Origin of the sequence: Aureisphaera galaxeae (assembly GCF_028561275.1) — a bacterium.
GTDB classification, from domain to species: Bacteria; Bacteroidota; Bacteroidia; order Flavobacteriales; family Flavobacteriaceae; genus Aureisphaera; species Aureisphaera galaxeae.
The window spans coordinates 62,272-76,877 of record NZ_JAQQTF010000006.1 but is presented as its reverse complement, the minus strand read 5'-3'; the positions used below and the strand labels follow the sequence as shown (position 1 = coordinate 76,877).

11 protein-coding genes are annotated in these 14,606 nt (G+C 41.6%); 6 read left to right on the top strand and 5 right to left on the bottom strand.

The annotated features are described in order from the left end of the window. Positions 1-19 precede the first annotated feature (19 nt). From POV27_RS11015 to POV27_RS11000, 4 genes are all read left to right on the top strand, one after another. Complete coding sequence (locus POV27_RS11015; protein ID WP_272862824.1) at positions 20-1,354, top strand: capsule assembly Wzi family protein; 1,335 nt, start codon at positions 20-22, stop codon at positions 1,352-1,354. Between the two features lie 169 nt (positions 1,355-1,523). Continuing rightward, positions 1,524-1,952 carry a response regulator gene (locus tag POV27_RS11010; protein WP_272862823.1) on the top strand — a complete coding sequence of 143 codons (429 nt, stop codon included), beginning with the start codon at positions 1,524-1,526 and terminating at the stop codon, positions 1,950-1,952. A 27-nt stretch (positions 1,953-1,979) separates the two neighbouring features. After that, the gene (locus POV27_RS11005; RefSeq protein WP_272862822.1) at positions 1,980-4,721 is read left to right on the top strand and encodes a TonB-dependent receptor; all 2,742 of its coding nucleotides are present in this window, start codon (positions 1,980-1,982) and stop codon (positions 4,719-4,721) included. A 23-nt stretch (positions 4,722-4,744) separates the two neighbouring features. Further along, positions 4,745-6,529: a YfiR/HmsC family protein gene (locus POV27_RS11000; protein WP_272862821.1), complete on the top strand. Its 1,785-nt coding sequence runs from the start codon at positions 4,745-4,747 to the stop codon at positions 6,527-6,529. A 62-nt stretch (positions 6,530-6,591) separates the two neighbouring features. Here POV27_RS11000 and POV27_RS10995 read toward each other — a convergent pair whose 3' ends face one another. Next, positions 6,592-8,019 (bottom strand): choice-of-anchor B family protein, encoded by a 1,428-nt coding sequence (locus POV27_RS10995; protein ID WP_272862820.1) that lies wholly within the window; start codon positions 8,017-8,019, stop codon positions 6,592-6,594. A gap of 253 nt (positions 8,020-8,272) precedes the next feature. Here POV27_RS10995 and POV27_RS10990 point away from each other — a divergent pair, with 253 nt between their 5' ends. Next, entirely contained in the window at positions 8,273-10,018 is a 1,746-nt protein-coding gene (locus POV27_RS10990; protein ID WP_272862819.1) for a helix-turn-helix domain-containing protein, read from the top strand. Positions 10,019-10,194: 176 nt separating this feature from the next. Next, on the top strand, positions 10,195-11,304 hold the full coding sequence (locus tag POV27_RS10985) for a T9SS type A sorting domain-containing protein (protein WP_272862818.1): 1,110 nt from the start codon (positions 10,195-10,197) through the stop codon (positions 11,302-11,304). Positions 11,305-11,402: 98 nt separating this feature from the next. On the opposite strand, the gene POV27_RS10980 is transcribed toward POV27_RS10985, so the two are convergent. Genes POV27_RS10980 through POV27_RS10965 form a run of 4 tightly spaced genes read right to left on the bottom strand, consistent with a single transcriptional unit; the run spans position 11,403 to position 14,551 of the window. After that, positions 11,403-12,866, bottom strand: a complete 1,464-nt coding sequence (locus POV27_RS10980; RefSeq protein WP_272862817.1) for a DUF3570 domain-containing protein — start codon at positions 12,864-12,866, stop codon at positions 11,403-11,405. Between the two features lie 10 nt (positions 12,867-12,876). Continuing rightward, positions 12,877-13,086, bottom strand: coding sequence for a DUF4266 domain-containing protein (locus POV27_RS10975; protein WP_272862816.1), 210 nt, complete (start codon positions 13,084-13,086; stop codon positions 12,877-12,879). A gap of 16 nt (positions 13,087-13,102) precedes the next feature. Then, positions 13,103-14,110 carry an FAD:protein FMN transferase gene (locus POV27_RS10970; RefSeq protein ID WP_272862815.1) on the bottom strand — a complete coding sequence of 336 codons (1,008 nt, stop codon included), beginning with the start codon at positions 14,108-14,110 and terminating at the stop codon, positions 13,103-13,105. Between the two features lie 3 nt (positions 14,111-14,113). Further along, positions 14,114-14,551: a thioredoxin family protein gene (locus POV27_RS10965; RefSeq protein ID WP_272862814.1), complete on the bottom strand. Its 438-nt coding sequence runs from the start codon at positions 14,549-14,551 to the stop codon at positions 14,114-14,116. Positions 14,552-14,606: the final 55 nt, after the last annotated feature.

Sequence of the window (14,606 nt, the reverse complement as noted above, 5' to 3'; positions counted from 1 at the left end):
ACCCCCAAACCAACCTGTTATGCGATTTATTTGTTGTTTTTTATTCACACTAACGGCTTTTTCCCAATCTGTAGTTTGGGAAGGAAGTGTTTCCGCTTCGGGACTTTTTTCCACCGAAGATGCATCTCCTTTTTGGATATCCAAGAACACCGATACCCGATGGGGTGAAGAAACTACCTTTTCCGGTTTTGGAGAGATTCGAGGTTCGTATGCTTTGACCGAAACTTCAGAAATAAGCGGTGGGGCTTCCTTTTTCTATAGAAATGAAGTGCAGGATGAATTTCAGCGTAGGGATATCTATGCCCAATTCACCAATTCGTGGTTGAATGCGGTTGTTGGGGCGAAAAAAGGAGAGACGGTAATGAACGGTCTATCCACCACCAATAAAAACTTTCTTTTTTCCCAGAACGCCCGCCCATTATCTGGCGTCTTATTGGAAGCTTCCGAACCATTGAAAATTACCGATGCTATTGGAATCGATTGGGGAATAGGACATTATTGGTTGAATGACGATCGCTATGTAGACGATGTGCTTGTGCATTATAAGCGCTTGGGATTGCATATTAAGATCAACGAAAATAACACCCTTACAGCACAGATTCAACATTATGCGCAATGGGCGGGAACCTCTCCTGATTTTGGAGAGTTGCCCAGTGGATTTGATGCTTTTGTAGACGTTTTTCTAGCGAAAGAATCTTCGGAAAGTGGAGAGGCTGGAGAGATCGTAAATGCTGTGGGAAATCATTTGGGAAGTTACTTATTGGATTATAGCTTTGGTACTTCGGTTGGGGATTTCTCTTTATACCATGAGCATCCTTTTGAGGATGGATCGGGAACAGCACTAAAGAACCTACCTGACGGGGTATGGGGGATACATTTTGTGCCTTCCGAAAAGAAAATCGTCTCTGGAGTGCTTTATGAATATGTGAGCACGGACGATCAAGGTGTTGGAAGTCAACTGGCAGGAGCCGACAACTACTTCAGCAATAATATTTACAGAAGCGGTTGGACCTACGATGGTGCCATTATTGGGGTTCCTTTTGTATTGGTAGATCCAACACGCGAAATCACCAGTGAAACGTCTCCTATCGTGAGCAATCGGGCCAAGGTGCACCATTTTGGGGTGCATGGCGAAGTGAGCAAGTTTTCATGGCTGTTCAAAACCTCTATCGCTAAACATTTGGGTACTTATAACAATCCGTTTCCCTCGGATATCAACCTATTGCATAATTACCTTTCTGTGATGTACAAAACGGATAATTACGGGAATTTTAGACTGTTTTCTGGTTTGGATTCGGGGAAAACTATAGATACTACCTTTGGTTTAGGGGTCGATTATACCTATTCGTTTTAATTTTTTGTTAGCTATTTTCATGAAATAGAGTGAGTTGTAAATGTAGCTCATCGATGAAAGAATGTTTTTTGTCGATAAAATTGAAATTAGGCCGAAAATTGTTATTTTTCCAGCGGTTTTTCCGTAGCAAAATTTCGGTAATCCCCTCACTTAATTATCTTTGCGCGTTATGATGAATCCCGTTGAGTTTGTATTGCTAATAGACGATGACAATGCTACAAACTTTTTTAATGGAATGATGCTAGGAAAGCACGACTCTTTCGGAAGGACGTTAGCGGTAAGGAGTGGGAGTGAAGCCTTGGATTTTCTACAATCCATACCCAATACGGACGCTCAAAAACCAGATCTCATTTTTTTGGATATCAATATGCCCGGTATGAATGGGTGGGAGTTTTTGGATGCTTTTAAAGAACTTCCCGTTCATATTACAGAAGGTATTAAAGTAATCTTGTTATCTACCTCATCAAATCCCGAGGAAGTAAAGAAATCCATGCGCAAGTATTCGGTGGATGATTACATTAATAAACCTCTTTCCATGAACATATTAGATTCTGTTTATGAAGTTCATTTCCAAAAGCAATACTCCTCAACGAGCTAGTTATATGAATTAACTTTATAATGCCCAATGACCCCCTTATTACCAAATCGCTTCAAACCTAATCTTAGACAATCCCTAGGTCTACTGACGTTGCTCTTTGCCTTTCAGTTTATGGGCTATGGACAATCGCAGTCCCGTGCCGTGATCATAGGTAATGTTTCGGATCAGTTTGGAAGTCTTCCAGGAGCAACCGTAAGTATAGAAGGAACCGACTTGGTTACCACCACGGATGTAAAAGGAAACTTTAGTTTAGATGTAGACGAGGGAACCTATGTTGTTAATGCGAGCTTTGTAATGTACATAGGCCAATCTAAGGAAGTGACCGTAAAGGTGGGCGAGACAGCTACATTGGACTTCCTGTTAGAAACAGGATTTTCTATAGATCAACCTGTAACCATTGGAAGTAGGGGTAGCCCAACTTCCAGTTTAAAGACATCGGCACCAGTAGATATTATTTCCCCTCAGTTGTTGGCGAGTTCCCCTAGAATGGAGCTTGGTGATGTGCTGCACTACTTGGTGCCTTCTTTTCATTCTACCAATCAGACCATTTCCGATGGAACCGACCATATAGACCCAGCGACCTTGCGAGGATTAGGACCCGATCAGGTGCTGGTTCTGGTGAATGGAAAAAGACGCCATAACAGTTCGCTCCTTAATGTAAATGGAACCGTGGGAAGGGGAAGTGTAGGAACCGACTTTAATGCCATTCCCATAGCTACGATTGAACGTATTGAAATTCTTAGGGAAGGCGCTACTTCTCAGTACGGATCGGATGCGATCGCTGGGGTGATCAATATCATTCTGAAGAAACAGACCGAAGTAATCGATATTGACAATCGTGTGCTTATTAATACCGAAGGCGACGGCTTTGAAAACTATTCTTCTGGAAATTTTGGATTAAAGCTTGGAAACAAAGGCTTTTTGAATGTAACAGCCGAGTATAGAAATAGAAATGCCACCAACAGGGCGGGAGATTACACAGGAGCTGTGTATACCGATGATCCCGTATTGGATGCACAATTGATAGAAGAGAATAATTTCTTCGGTCAAACAGGTTATGACAATAGAAGAGTTATGGAAATTGGGAATGCAGAAACCCAAAATTTAGCCCTTTACTTTAATGGAGAATTTAAAGTATCCCCTACAGCGGCCTTATACCTTCATGGAGGTCGTAACTATAGGGAAGGTAAAGGTAAAGGGTTCTATCGCTTCCCGAAGGATCCCGATCGTGTGGTGTTCGAATTGTTCCCCAATGGATTTTCACCAGAAATTCTAACGGACATTCAGGACGACGCTGTCGTTATGGGGATTAAAGGGATTAAGAATAACTTTAATATCGACTTTAGCCACTCTATAGGAAGCAATCGTATTGATTATACCATCAATAATTCTAACAATGCCTCCCTAGGAATAGCTTCTCCCCGTACTTTTTATTCGGGAGGGTTTGTGTACAATCAAAATACTACTAACCTTGACATTTCCCGCGGGTTCGATTATTTAAAGGGAATCAACCTTGCCTTTGGAGCTGAGCTTCGTGTTGAAAATTATCAGATCATTGCTGGGGAAGAGGCTTCGTACATTGACGGAGGCGAAACTTTTACAGACGAGAACGGGGAAGAGCAACCTCGTATACCAGGAGCCCAAGTGTTTCCGGGGTTTCAGCCAGAAAATGAACTGAACAGATTCCGTACCAATTCGGCAGGATATGTGGACATAGATGTAAATGCTACGGACAATCTATTATTTAAGCTAGGAGGTCGTTTTGAGGCTTCCAATGACTTCGGAAGTCAAGGTGTCTATAAAATATCCAGTCGTTATCGCGTTAATGATAGGCTTAGCTTTAGGGGATCGTATTCCAAAGGATTTAGGGCGCCGTCGTTACACCAAGTGTTTTTCCAGAACATTAGTACCCAGTTCATTGATGGAGAAATTGTACAAGTAGGAACCTTCAATAACGAAAGCGCGGTAGCTCGAGAAGCCTTTAAGATTGATAAATTACGTGCAGAGACATCTAGGCATTTCAGTCTTGGATTCAATGGGAAGTTAGGGGACAAACTTACCTTTAGTGCCGACTACTATCTCATTAATATTGAAGATCGGATCGTACTTTCAGGAAGGTTTGCCGAAGGGTATGAGGATATTTTATCGCCCTTTAATGTAAGTGCGGCTCAGTTTTTCACCAATGCTATCGATTCCAGGACTTCTGGAGGGGATGTTTCCTTATTCTACAAGGATAATTTGGGCAGCGGAGAGTTAAATGCTTCTTTATCTGCCAATTTCACATCCACAAAGGTGGTTGGGGATATACATGTTCCGGAGGCACTTGATGGGCAGGAAGATGTGTTGTTTAGCCGAGAAGATGTGGCTCGGGTAGAAGAGGCCCAGCCTAATTTTAAAGTGAATTCCCTCATTACTTACGAATTCGACAATTATAAATTTCAGTTGGGGAATACCTATTTCGGTGAAGTAGGTTATATGCACCCGGAAGATGGCAACCCAGACAATTGGGTATTGAATGAGTTTACGGGTAACGTAGAAACACGTGATCAAATATTTTCTTCGAAATTGATTACGGATGTTGGAGTGAGTTATCAAATGAGTGATAACCTGATTATTTCCCTTTACGGAAATAACGTGTTCAACGTGTATCCCGATGCGCATACCCATTCCGCCAATACCAGCCAAGGAAATTTCATGTACAGCCGACGTGTGCAGCAATTCGGGGTAAGTGGTGCCAACTATACGCTAGGCGTATTGTTGCGATTGTAGTTTAGTTTATTAGGTTTGCTTTTATGTTAAGGTCTTCTTTTATCTGTAGTTTGTTATTTGGATTCTTCCTTTTGGTGGGATCTGTACAGGCGCAGGAAAGTGGCAATGAACAGGTAAAAAGGGTACAGCGAACCATCTTTATTTACAACATAGCACAACAGGTCACATGGCCCAATGCTTCAGATTTCGATACGTTTAGTATTGGTGTTTTAGGACCCGATCGGGTGGCGATCGATTTGCAAGTGATGGCCCAAAGACGCCAGATACAAGGAAAACCAGTAGAGGTGGTCCGATTCAACAAGGTGAAAGATGTGCAGGGAATTCAGTTGCTGTATGTAAATAGGAAGTTCAATTATGATATTAACTATGTACTTTCTTCCCTTTCCGGAAAGAATATATTACTGATTTCCGAAGATTACAACTACAATACGTCCATGATCAATATGGTAAATGTGGGCGATTCCTTCGAATACGAGATCAATAAACCGCTATTACTTTCCACAGGATTCATAGTTACGCCTTCTTTGGAAAACTATGCTGTAAGTTCTTCAGAAAAGTGGAAAGAGCTATTTCAGGAAACCCAAGATGATCTTGCCGAAGAGGAGAAACAAGTGGAGGCACAACAAGAGATTATTTCCGAAAGGGATAAAGAGATCAAGGAACAGGAAAAAGCACTAAGCCAGAAAGATGAAATCATCACTTCTTCCAAGGACTTGCTAACGCGGCAGCAAGATTCCATTTTAGAGCTGGCGTCTCAAAACCAACTACAACTTCAGAAATATGAAGACAAAGTCCTTATAGAGCAGGAACTGGAGCGTACCATTGCCAATCAGGTAGAGTTCTTACGAACACAGCAGGAAACCATCGATAGCACGAATACTAGGATTGCAGGACAACTGGAGATATTGAAAGCTCAGGAGGATGAGATCAACGAAAAACAGCGTATACTGGATGCCCAGGATGAGACCATAAGCTCCCAGAAAAAGGTGAATATGCTGTTGCTTGTAATCGCTGGATTGTTATTGTTGGGAGCACTTCTCATCTACAGAGGGTATTTACAGAAGCGAAAGCTAAGCGATGCTTTGGCAGAAAAGAATTCTGAATTTGAGATGCAAGCGGCCGAATTGAAACAGAAAAATGCCGAACTGGAGCAATTTGCCTATATAGCAAGTCATGATCTACAGGAACCTTTGAGTACCATAAGCAGTCTTATCGGTATTCTGAAAGAAGACTACGACCATCTCTTTGACGATGTTGCGAAGCAAAGCCTTCAGTTTATGGATGATTCTAGCTTACGCATGCGAGAATTAATTCAAGCACTTCTTAAGCATTCCAAGTTAGGAATGAATCAGGATAAGACCTATGTGAATGTAAATACGCTGTTGAAGGATATACAGGGAGATCTCACCGAAAAAATAAAGACGACTGGAGCCGAAATTTATGTAGACGATATGCCCGAAGTATTGGCTTCGGAAGTGGAATTGCGATTGGTGTATCAGAATTTAATTACCAATGCCATAAAGTTCACGAAGGATGACGTGGTACCTGAAATCAATATCTCTGCTGAAAAGACGCAGGATAAAGCTTTTTGGGAATTTTCGGTTTCCGATAATGGTATCGGGATTCCAGGAGCGTATCGCGATCGTATTTTTGCTATTTTCCAACGATTGCATAGCCGGGAGGAATATGAGGGTACGGGAATTGGACTCGCGCATGTAAAGAAGATCATCGATGCCCACGGAGGTCGTATTTGGGTAGAATCTACCGTAGGTGAAGGAAGTACTTTCTTCTTTACCCTTCCCGTTTAATACTTAAGCGATATAAAAAAAGCCCCTCTTTCGAGGGACTTTTCTGCAAGGGCACAAGTCCCTTACTCCTTAGCAATTTTTATACTTTGAATATTATTTACCACGGCTATATAAATACCCTGAGCCAGTCTATCGATGGCAAGGGTCTTTTGGGTAACCGCGTCTATACTTTCATCGATTAATAATCGACCGTTCAGATCGTATATGGCAATGCTAGTAATCGGCACACTATTGGAACGGAAATTCAATACGTTCTTCGCTGGATTTGGAGCAACCGAAAAGGCCTGAACGTTCTCATCATTTACGCTAAGCGATTGTTCTCTCACCAAGAAGAAACCACCGGCATCGGAATAGTTGCTAATCACGATATTTCCGCTTTCAAAGAAAGGATAGGCACCCCAAGCTCCAGGATCGCCCACACTGGCACTGGCATTATCATCGGCAGGCCAAGTATCGAAGAATCCAATTTCGGGCATATTGTTATTGGCGATATCGGACACATCCATTACGCGCAAACCGCCTCTATAGGCAGAGGCATAAGCCTTGTCTCCTTTCACAAAAACATTATGGTCAGAAGCCGTAGTGGGACCTAAGTATTCAAAATGAACACTAGGGTTGTCCAAATCGTTAGCATCTAATACAATAAGACGTAGATTGAACCCAAAGAATACTTCATCCAATTCGTCTGTAGTAATGAAATACGCTTGATCTTCTGTAAACCAGCCTTGATGGGTATATCCTATATTGTTATAACTAACAGACGAGATATGTTGTGGATTCGACTTGTCTGTAATATCTACGAACACAACTTCATTTTCATTACTTCCAATAAATATCTCTTTTCCCGTATAGTCACTGTCCGGTCCATTATAGGTTACTACCTGTCCGTCATGAGAATAGCCGTCACCGCTCCAACCGCCAGCTCCGACAGGATTTAAAGGATCTGTCATATCTACAAAATGAGGACCTCCTGAAAAGGTATTGGTTCCCACTCCAAAGGCATAACCAGAATCTTCGTTTACCACGATGTTATGGGAATTTCCAAATCCATCGTAGTGAGCATCCTCCGTAAAGGTTACTGGAGGACTGGCCACATTGCGCAATCGGGTAAGATCGAAAATTTGCATCCCATGTCCGGCAGCTTCACTTCCTATGAGTGCGTAATTGCCCAAGGTTTTAATGTCTCTCCATTCGCTACTGCTGGTATGAGTATCTAATTTTCCTAGGTATACAGGATTCACAGGATCCGAAATATCGATGAAGACCGTTCCGTTCTTTACGCCCATGATGGCATATTCCTTTCCGTCTTGCGGATCTGTCCATCCCCAGGTATCATTTCCGGATGTAGCACCAAAAATGGCTACGGGAATATTGGATTGTAAATCGAAGTTACTGCAGGGATAGGCACCTGCCATTCCACTATCGCATGGAGTTTGCGCCATGGCACCCAATGAAATACTGAATGCACATGCAAGTATTATTTTTTTCATAATCAATTTTTTAGTTGCACATCTCGAAATTACTTAAAATTGGTTCCGATACTGTAAATTCCGATAACTATTTCCTCGAAATACATGAAATACAGGCAAATTTGAGTAAGTGAATAGTGGAATTAGAGAAAAAGATGAGTATTTGAATATACTCTCGATTTATAAATTTGGAGAAATTTTCGAATCTATCTGACGATAATGGACGCTAAAAGAAATCTTGTGCATTATTTTTATTGTCCCTAGCCAATTGCTCATGAAAAAGTTAAGACCCAAAGTAACCCCTTGTCTATTTTTTGTCCTCCTTGGGATGCTATTTCTTATGGGAAATAGGACTTCCTTAATGGCACAAAGCCAAAAAGAATTCAATGGAGTGGCAATGGACAAACTTATGGAGATGCGTAACTACTATGCGTGGATTTCTAATTATGCATCACAAAAACAATTTGATAGTTCAAGCCGCTACGCCAAAAGAGCGATGGATTTGGCAAGGAGTCTCAATAATGACGAAATGATAGGCTATGCCAAGGTTTGTAATGCTTTGAATTTGTATTACCAGAGGCGTATTAACCAAGCCAAGGAACTGCTACAGGACAATATTACGGATATCGAAATGCATGACAGCATTAAGATACGATCCTATCTAATGGCGGGGGAAATCCATTATTATGAAAAGGATTATTTGAAAGGGGTGGAAGACAATGTCAATGCCGAAAAACTTTTACGAAAATCAGGCACCTTCAGAAGATGGGATAGCGTATCACTTTGCCGTGCCTATACCAATATCGCAACCCTTTACAAAGAAATTCATGAGTACGAAAAAGCCCATGATTATTTCGATAAAGCAAGGAACTTTAATGTGGATAAGGGTATGGATAGTTTCATTCTATATTATCGATCCGAATTATATGAAGAGGAGGAAAGGATCAATGCGGCCATAGCAATGACAAAGCGGGCAGCTGCCATTGTAGCCGAGGATAAAAAAGAATTATTTCTTCCCACTTATTATCTCGCCTTAAGCCGATATTATCATAAACTACAGAAAGCAGACAGTGCCGTGTACTACGGTTTAAAAGGTATTAAGGATAATTCGTATTGTCAATTGGATTTGTTACATAACGCCTTGGGTAACGCCTATGTTCTTTTAAACGATTACCCTAAAGCCAAACAGCACTATAAGAAGGCATTGGTAGAATCCACAGCTCCGGCAGTAGACACTCTGGTTCATAAGAATTTGAGTAACGTATATGCCCACTTAAAGGATTATAAAAATGCACTTGACCACAACACTTATTATCTGAAATTGAAGGACTCTTTGGATGGACTGAAGGTGAAGCAGGAAATTGCAATGATTACCGAGAAGTACGAATCTGGAAAGAAACAGGTAGAAATTGAGAAGTTAAACGTGGAGAATGCCAAAAATGAGATGGTAATTAAGGAGCAGAAAACGAAACTCACCATTATTTCCATTGCCTTACTCGGTATATTCCTGATACTTTTTATCATCTATTATTTTTATGTGAAACAGAGCAGGCAAAAGCATTTGTTATTCCTTAAAAATTCTGAGTTAGCCCGTGAACTAAAGGAACGACAAACCATAACAGTGAAAAGACAACCCAAGGAAGATAATCCTGGGATGCAAGACGCACAGCGTGAAAAAATCCATGATGCCATCGAAGAACAAATGAAAGAAGGCTTTTATCTGGATACGAATATGACGCTGGCAAAAATGGCCAAACTTATAGATACCAACACTACCTATCTTTCTAAAGTGATCAATGAAGATTACGAAAAGAGCTTTGCCACTTTCCTGAATGAATTGCGCCTTTCGTATACGTTAGAAAATCTGGAAACTGAACCAACTTTTAGAAGGTTGACCATAGATCATATTGCCGAAAAGTCCGGTTTTGCGTCCAGCTCTACCTTTTACAGTGCTTTTAAGAAGTACACTGGACTTACCCCTTCCTATTACATTAAAAAACGTTTGGTCCAAGCGGAATAAGCCCCCGTATATCCTTTACCTGTTGAGTTTATTTCGATTTATAAATCTGAATAAACTTCATTTTTCATTGCCTTATTTCATAGATAGCTTTGTTACAAACGCTGCTAAGGAATCCTATCGTGCACTTTATATGGATAGGATGATTTAAAGCAAGTCTAACCACTAAAATATAAGTTATGATAAAGTTTGTATTCTTTTTACTCATGGGAAACTTGGCATTGGCGCAGACCGTTTCCACCTTCTTGGACGACCCAGCCGTAGATGTAGACGATGGCCTAGTTTTCGACAACGACGGAAACCTATACGGATCTAATTTTGCCGGAGACACAGTATATCAAATTTCACCCGCAGGTGTGGCGACACCTTTTGTAAGTGGATTTACGAACCCTAATGGACTTGCTTTCGATACTAATGGAGATTTTTTCGTAGTAGACTGGGGGGCAGGCGAAGTTGTGAAGTTCGATAATGGTGGAAATTTATTGGAAACCTACAACGTAGGGCCAACGCCCTCTGGTCTTATTGCGACACCAACAGGTACGGTGATCTATACCGACACAAACGATGACAGTATCAAAGAGATTGCTACCGATGGAACCATAACCACTTTGTTCACAGGAACACCTCTCAATGCTCCTGTAGGTCTTGCTTATGACGAGAACGATGTGCTTTATGTGGGGAATTTCGTTGGACGCGAAGTATATCGTTTCACGGGAAGCGATATGGAATATGTAGCTACCGTTCCCGATGGAGGCGCTGCCACCAACAATTTTCTTGGGTTCATCGCGTATGCCGACGGTAATTTATACGGCACCAATTTTGGAGGGCATCAGATTTATAAGATCAATCCAGAAGCGGTAGATGATGTTACTCTTTTTTCTGGAGGTGATCAAGGAAGTGCAGATGGCGATATATCTGTAGCCACCTTTAGCTTTCCGAATGGCATTATCTACAATCCTTCACAGGATGCCCTGTATGTATCCGAATTTAGTGGAGTAGGTAACATCCGGCGGATCGATGGTATTTTATCGATTGGGGAAAATGAGATTAGCTTAGATGCTTTCATTGCACCCAACCCTGTAGGTGATAGATTGAATTTTAGTCTACCAAATGATCGTTCGGCCATTCATTCAGTGTCTATTTATACCATTTCAGGAGCCTTGGTGACTGTCCATACCGATTTAAGCACAAATAGTATAGATGTGGCGCATTTGGTACAAGGAATGTACTTTGCAGAGATTGCTTCTGTGGAGAACAAAACATCGGTGCAAGCCTTTATTAAGAATTAAGTTTATTCTTCTTTTTTATGAAAAAGCCTCCTCGTACATGCGTACAGGAGGCTCTTTCGCCTAACCGCTTCGACTATCTAGACAGAAGGGTGCAGTTCTCAATCGAATATAAATTTGAACCCTCCCGAAATGATACTTGCATTTAAACCGGTACTTCGTTCGTATTGGGCAAAACGTAGATCGATACTTTTTAAACCGAATTTAAAGAGCTTGAATTTGGTAAAAATGTCCGTATATCGAATTCCAAAGCCATATTGATGGGCATTGAACGAAGACAGGTCGAAGTCCGATGTATAGTATTGCTGGGTAGATAAGTGCTCCTCAAAGGGCGCAAAGTAATCGATGGCCGATTGAGTATAGTATCTATAGTTGGGATACAGGGTAAACTTATCGCCTAACTTAATGGGCAATTCTACACTCGCTGTATGAGCGCTCATGCCCCAATTATCGAAGTAATAACGATAATAGGTGCGAACGGTCAAATACTCATTTATAAAATAGTTGAGTCGTGCCCCAATAGGCGTTTTAAATCGCGTATCGGGTAGCCGTTCAAAGTCATCTGCCAATTGAAACACGTCTGTATTACTCTGTGAGGTATAATTGGGAATGTTTGCTGCATTTCCGACGAAGTAATTCGGACGGTCCCCAAAGTATACACGTTGCATCGGATTGGCCAACCAACCTTCTTGCTGTATGAGGTCTACAAACAGGGATAGTTGAGCGTTCCTGCTAAGAATTTGAGAGAAACTAAGGGATAAGGTATAACTATTTCGGTTTTTGTTCTGAATTAACTCGAATCCAGATACAGGACTCCAAAGGTCATTTCCATTCTTGTCGATGATCTGTCCTTGCTCATTCAGGATATCGATTCCTTCAAAGAAGCCGTTGTTCAGGTTCCTGTCGGCATCGAGGTACGAATCCAGTTCGGTAGGATATCGGGCACTCCATTTGTCCAAGAACACCGATCCTTTAACACCTATTTCTGTGTTTTTCTGATTGAACAACCAGGTATAACCTCCACCAAAGCCAGCGGAGAAGTAATCGTATTCGGCCGAAATCCCTCCATTTACGTTCCAAATACGATTTCTATCCTCGCTGTACTTTGTATAGCTAAGCGTGGCATTTCCCCAAATGTCCATATAGGATTCTCCGGAAGATGCTACCCACGGACTCCCCGTAACGGGATTATTAGCATTGTTTCTATTAGCATTTCCCCCCTGAAGGTCATCGTCGTATTCCCCTCCCGAAGCACCACTGGAATCAAACGGATCCAGATTACTGGAAGAAGCTGAGGTATATGCAGAAATCCCGGCATCTACAGTCAGGATTTCGTTAGCACTTAAAGGCATGGTGATCGTAATGGTTGGGGTAACGTCGGTAAGCCGTTCGGTACCAATACCCCCCGTTACTGAGGCGTTATTTCCGTCCTGTTCATAGTAACTGGACACAAAGTCGATTTCAGCATTTTCCAATACCCTTTTCTGATAGGTCGAATTCGAGTTGTCTTGTGCATAGAGGCAAATGCAGGACAGTGATAGTATAGCGGTCAGTATGTTCTTCATTCAGTAGTAATTAATTACATCCACAACCACCTCCGGTTTTTCCACCGTTGGCGCCTGAAGCTCCTTCTCTATATACTTGAAAATTGGTTTCGAACCGTTCGCATTTATGTGCGGCTAAATTCATATCGGGATCATTGATGTTTACTTTTTCGTATTCCTTTACCACCACACAGGATTGTAAGGAACTTAAAAGGAGAAGTCCTATTCCTAATTTTTTCATAGTTATTTTTTTCTATTTAGTCCTCCGAAGCGCTTTGATCCGAAGAAAGGTTGTCCAGTTGAATATTATTCGAGGTGTGGATTTTATAGTTATCATCAATAATGACGCACTCCACACCCTTTAATTGATTGATAAAATGAAGTCCGGTATCCAATCCCATCACAAATACTGAAGTGGATAAGGCATCCGCTAACTCCGCATTTTTTGTAAAGATGCTCACACTTCTAACCCCACTCGATGGGTAACCCGTTTTTGGATTAATGATATGTGAATAGCGGACTCCATTAAACTGTACGTATTTCTTGTAATTTCCAGAAGTAACCACGGAGCTGTTTTTAACCGGCATCCAAGAGAACACTTTTTCGTCATTCAGAGGATTTTTTATAGCGACGTACCAATCACTTCCATCTGCCTGTATACCCCAAGTATTCAAGTCTCCCGAGGCATTGATGATTCCACCAGAAACGCCTTTTTCTATTAATAACGCCTTGGCCTTGTCGGCCGCATAACCTTTTCCTATAGCCCCAAAACCTATCTTCATGCCTTCATCCTTTAGAAAGACAGTATTCGTTTCCTTGTTCAGGATAATCTTTTCATAACCTACTCGGGCAACTGAGTTTTTAATGGCCGTTTCAGAGGGCATTTCGGTCATGCTTCCATCAAATTTCCAGATACGGTCCATAGAGGCATAGCTTATATCGAAAGCCCCTTCGGTTAATGCCGAAATCTTTTTGGCGCGTTCAATAAGTTGCACCAGTTCCGGATCTACTGTTACAGGTTGTTTGCCGGCATTGTTGTTAATTTCCGAAGTCTGGGAAGCGGGGTCCCAAGAGGAAATCATGTTTTCGATCCGTGTAATTTCCGAAACCGCGAGGTCGATATAAGCATTGGCCTCTTCTTCATCGTTGGCGACTACGGTAATTTCGAAACCGCATCCCATTAATTTCATGGCCCTTTTAAAGTTTTGCTGTGCGAAAACGCTAGTACTGAGGAGGCACACTATGATAATTGATAGGCTCTTCATGGCTTACTGTATGAATGAGTTGATATGAGTAATGTATTCGTCAGGCGATATTTTCTTGTACCCAGTTTCCCCGAGCACAAAGCCTTCACTGTTCAAAATGGCAACAAAGGGAAAGATGCCATTAGGATTGTATTTTTCTGCCAGCCCATTGTTATGTTGCTGTTGGGTTTCGGGCAATGCATTCTTCTTTTTTCTGGGAAAATCTGCCTGTAACATCACATAATGTGACTCGGCATATTTCTTAAAGGCTTCTGTGCTCCAAATTTCTTTGTCTAGTTTAATGCATGGAGCACACCAATCGCTTCCTTGAAAAACCAGAACAATGTGTTTGCTGTCCCGGGAAGCCTTTGTTTTGGCGCTTTCAAAGTCTGTAAGCCATTCCTGGGCAATGGCCGAAGTGCAAAATAGTAGCGTAAATAATAGGGCCGCATATACTTTCATACGTATTGGATTATAAGGTTGTTTCTTGTAAACAAGACAGGAAAAGGAGAATACA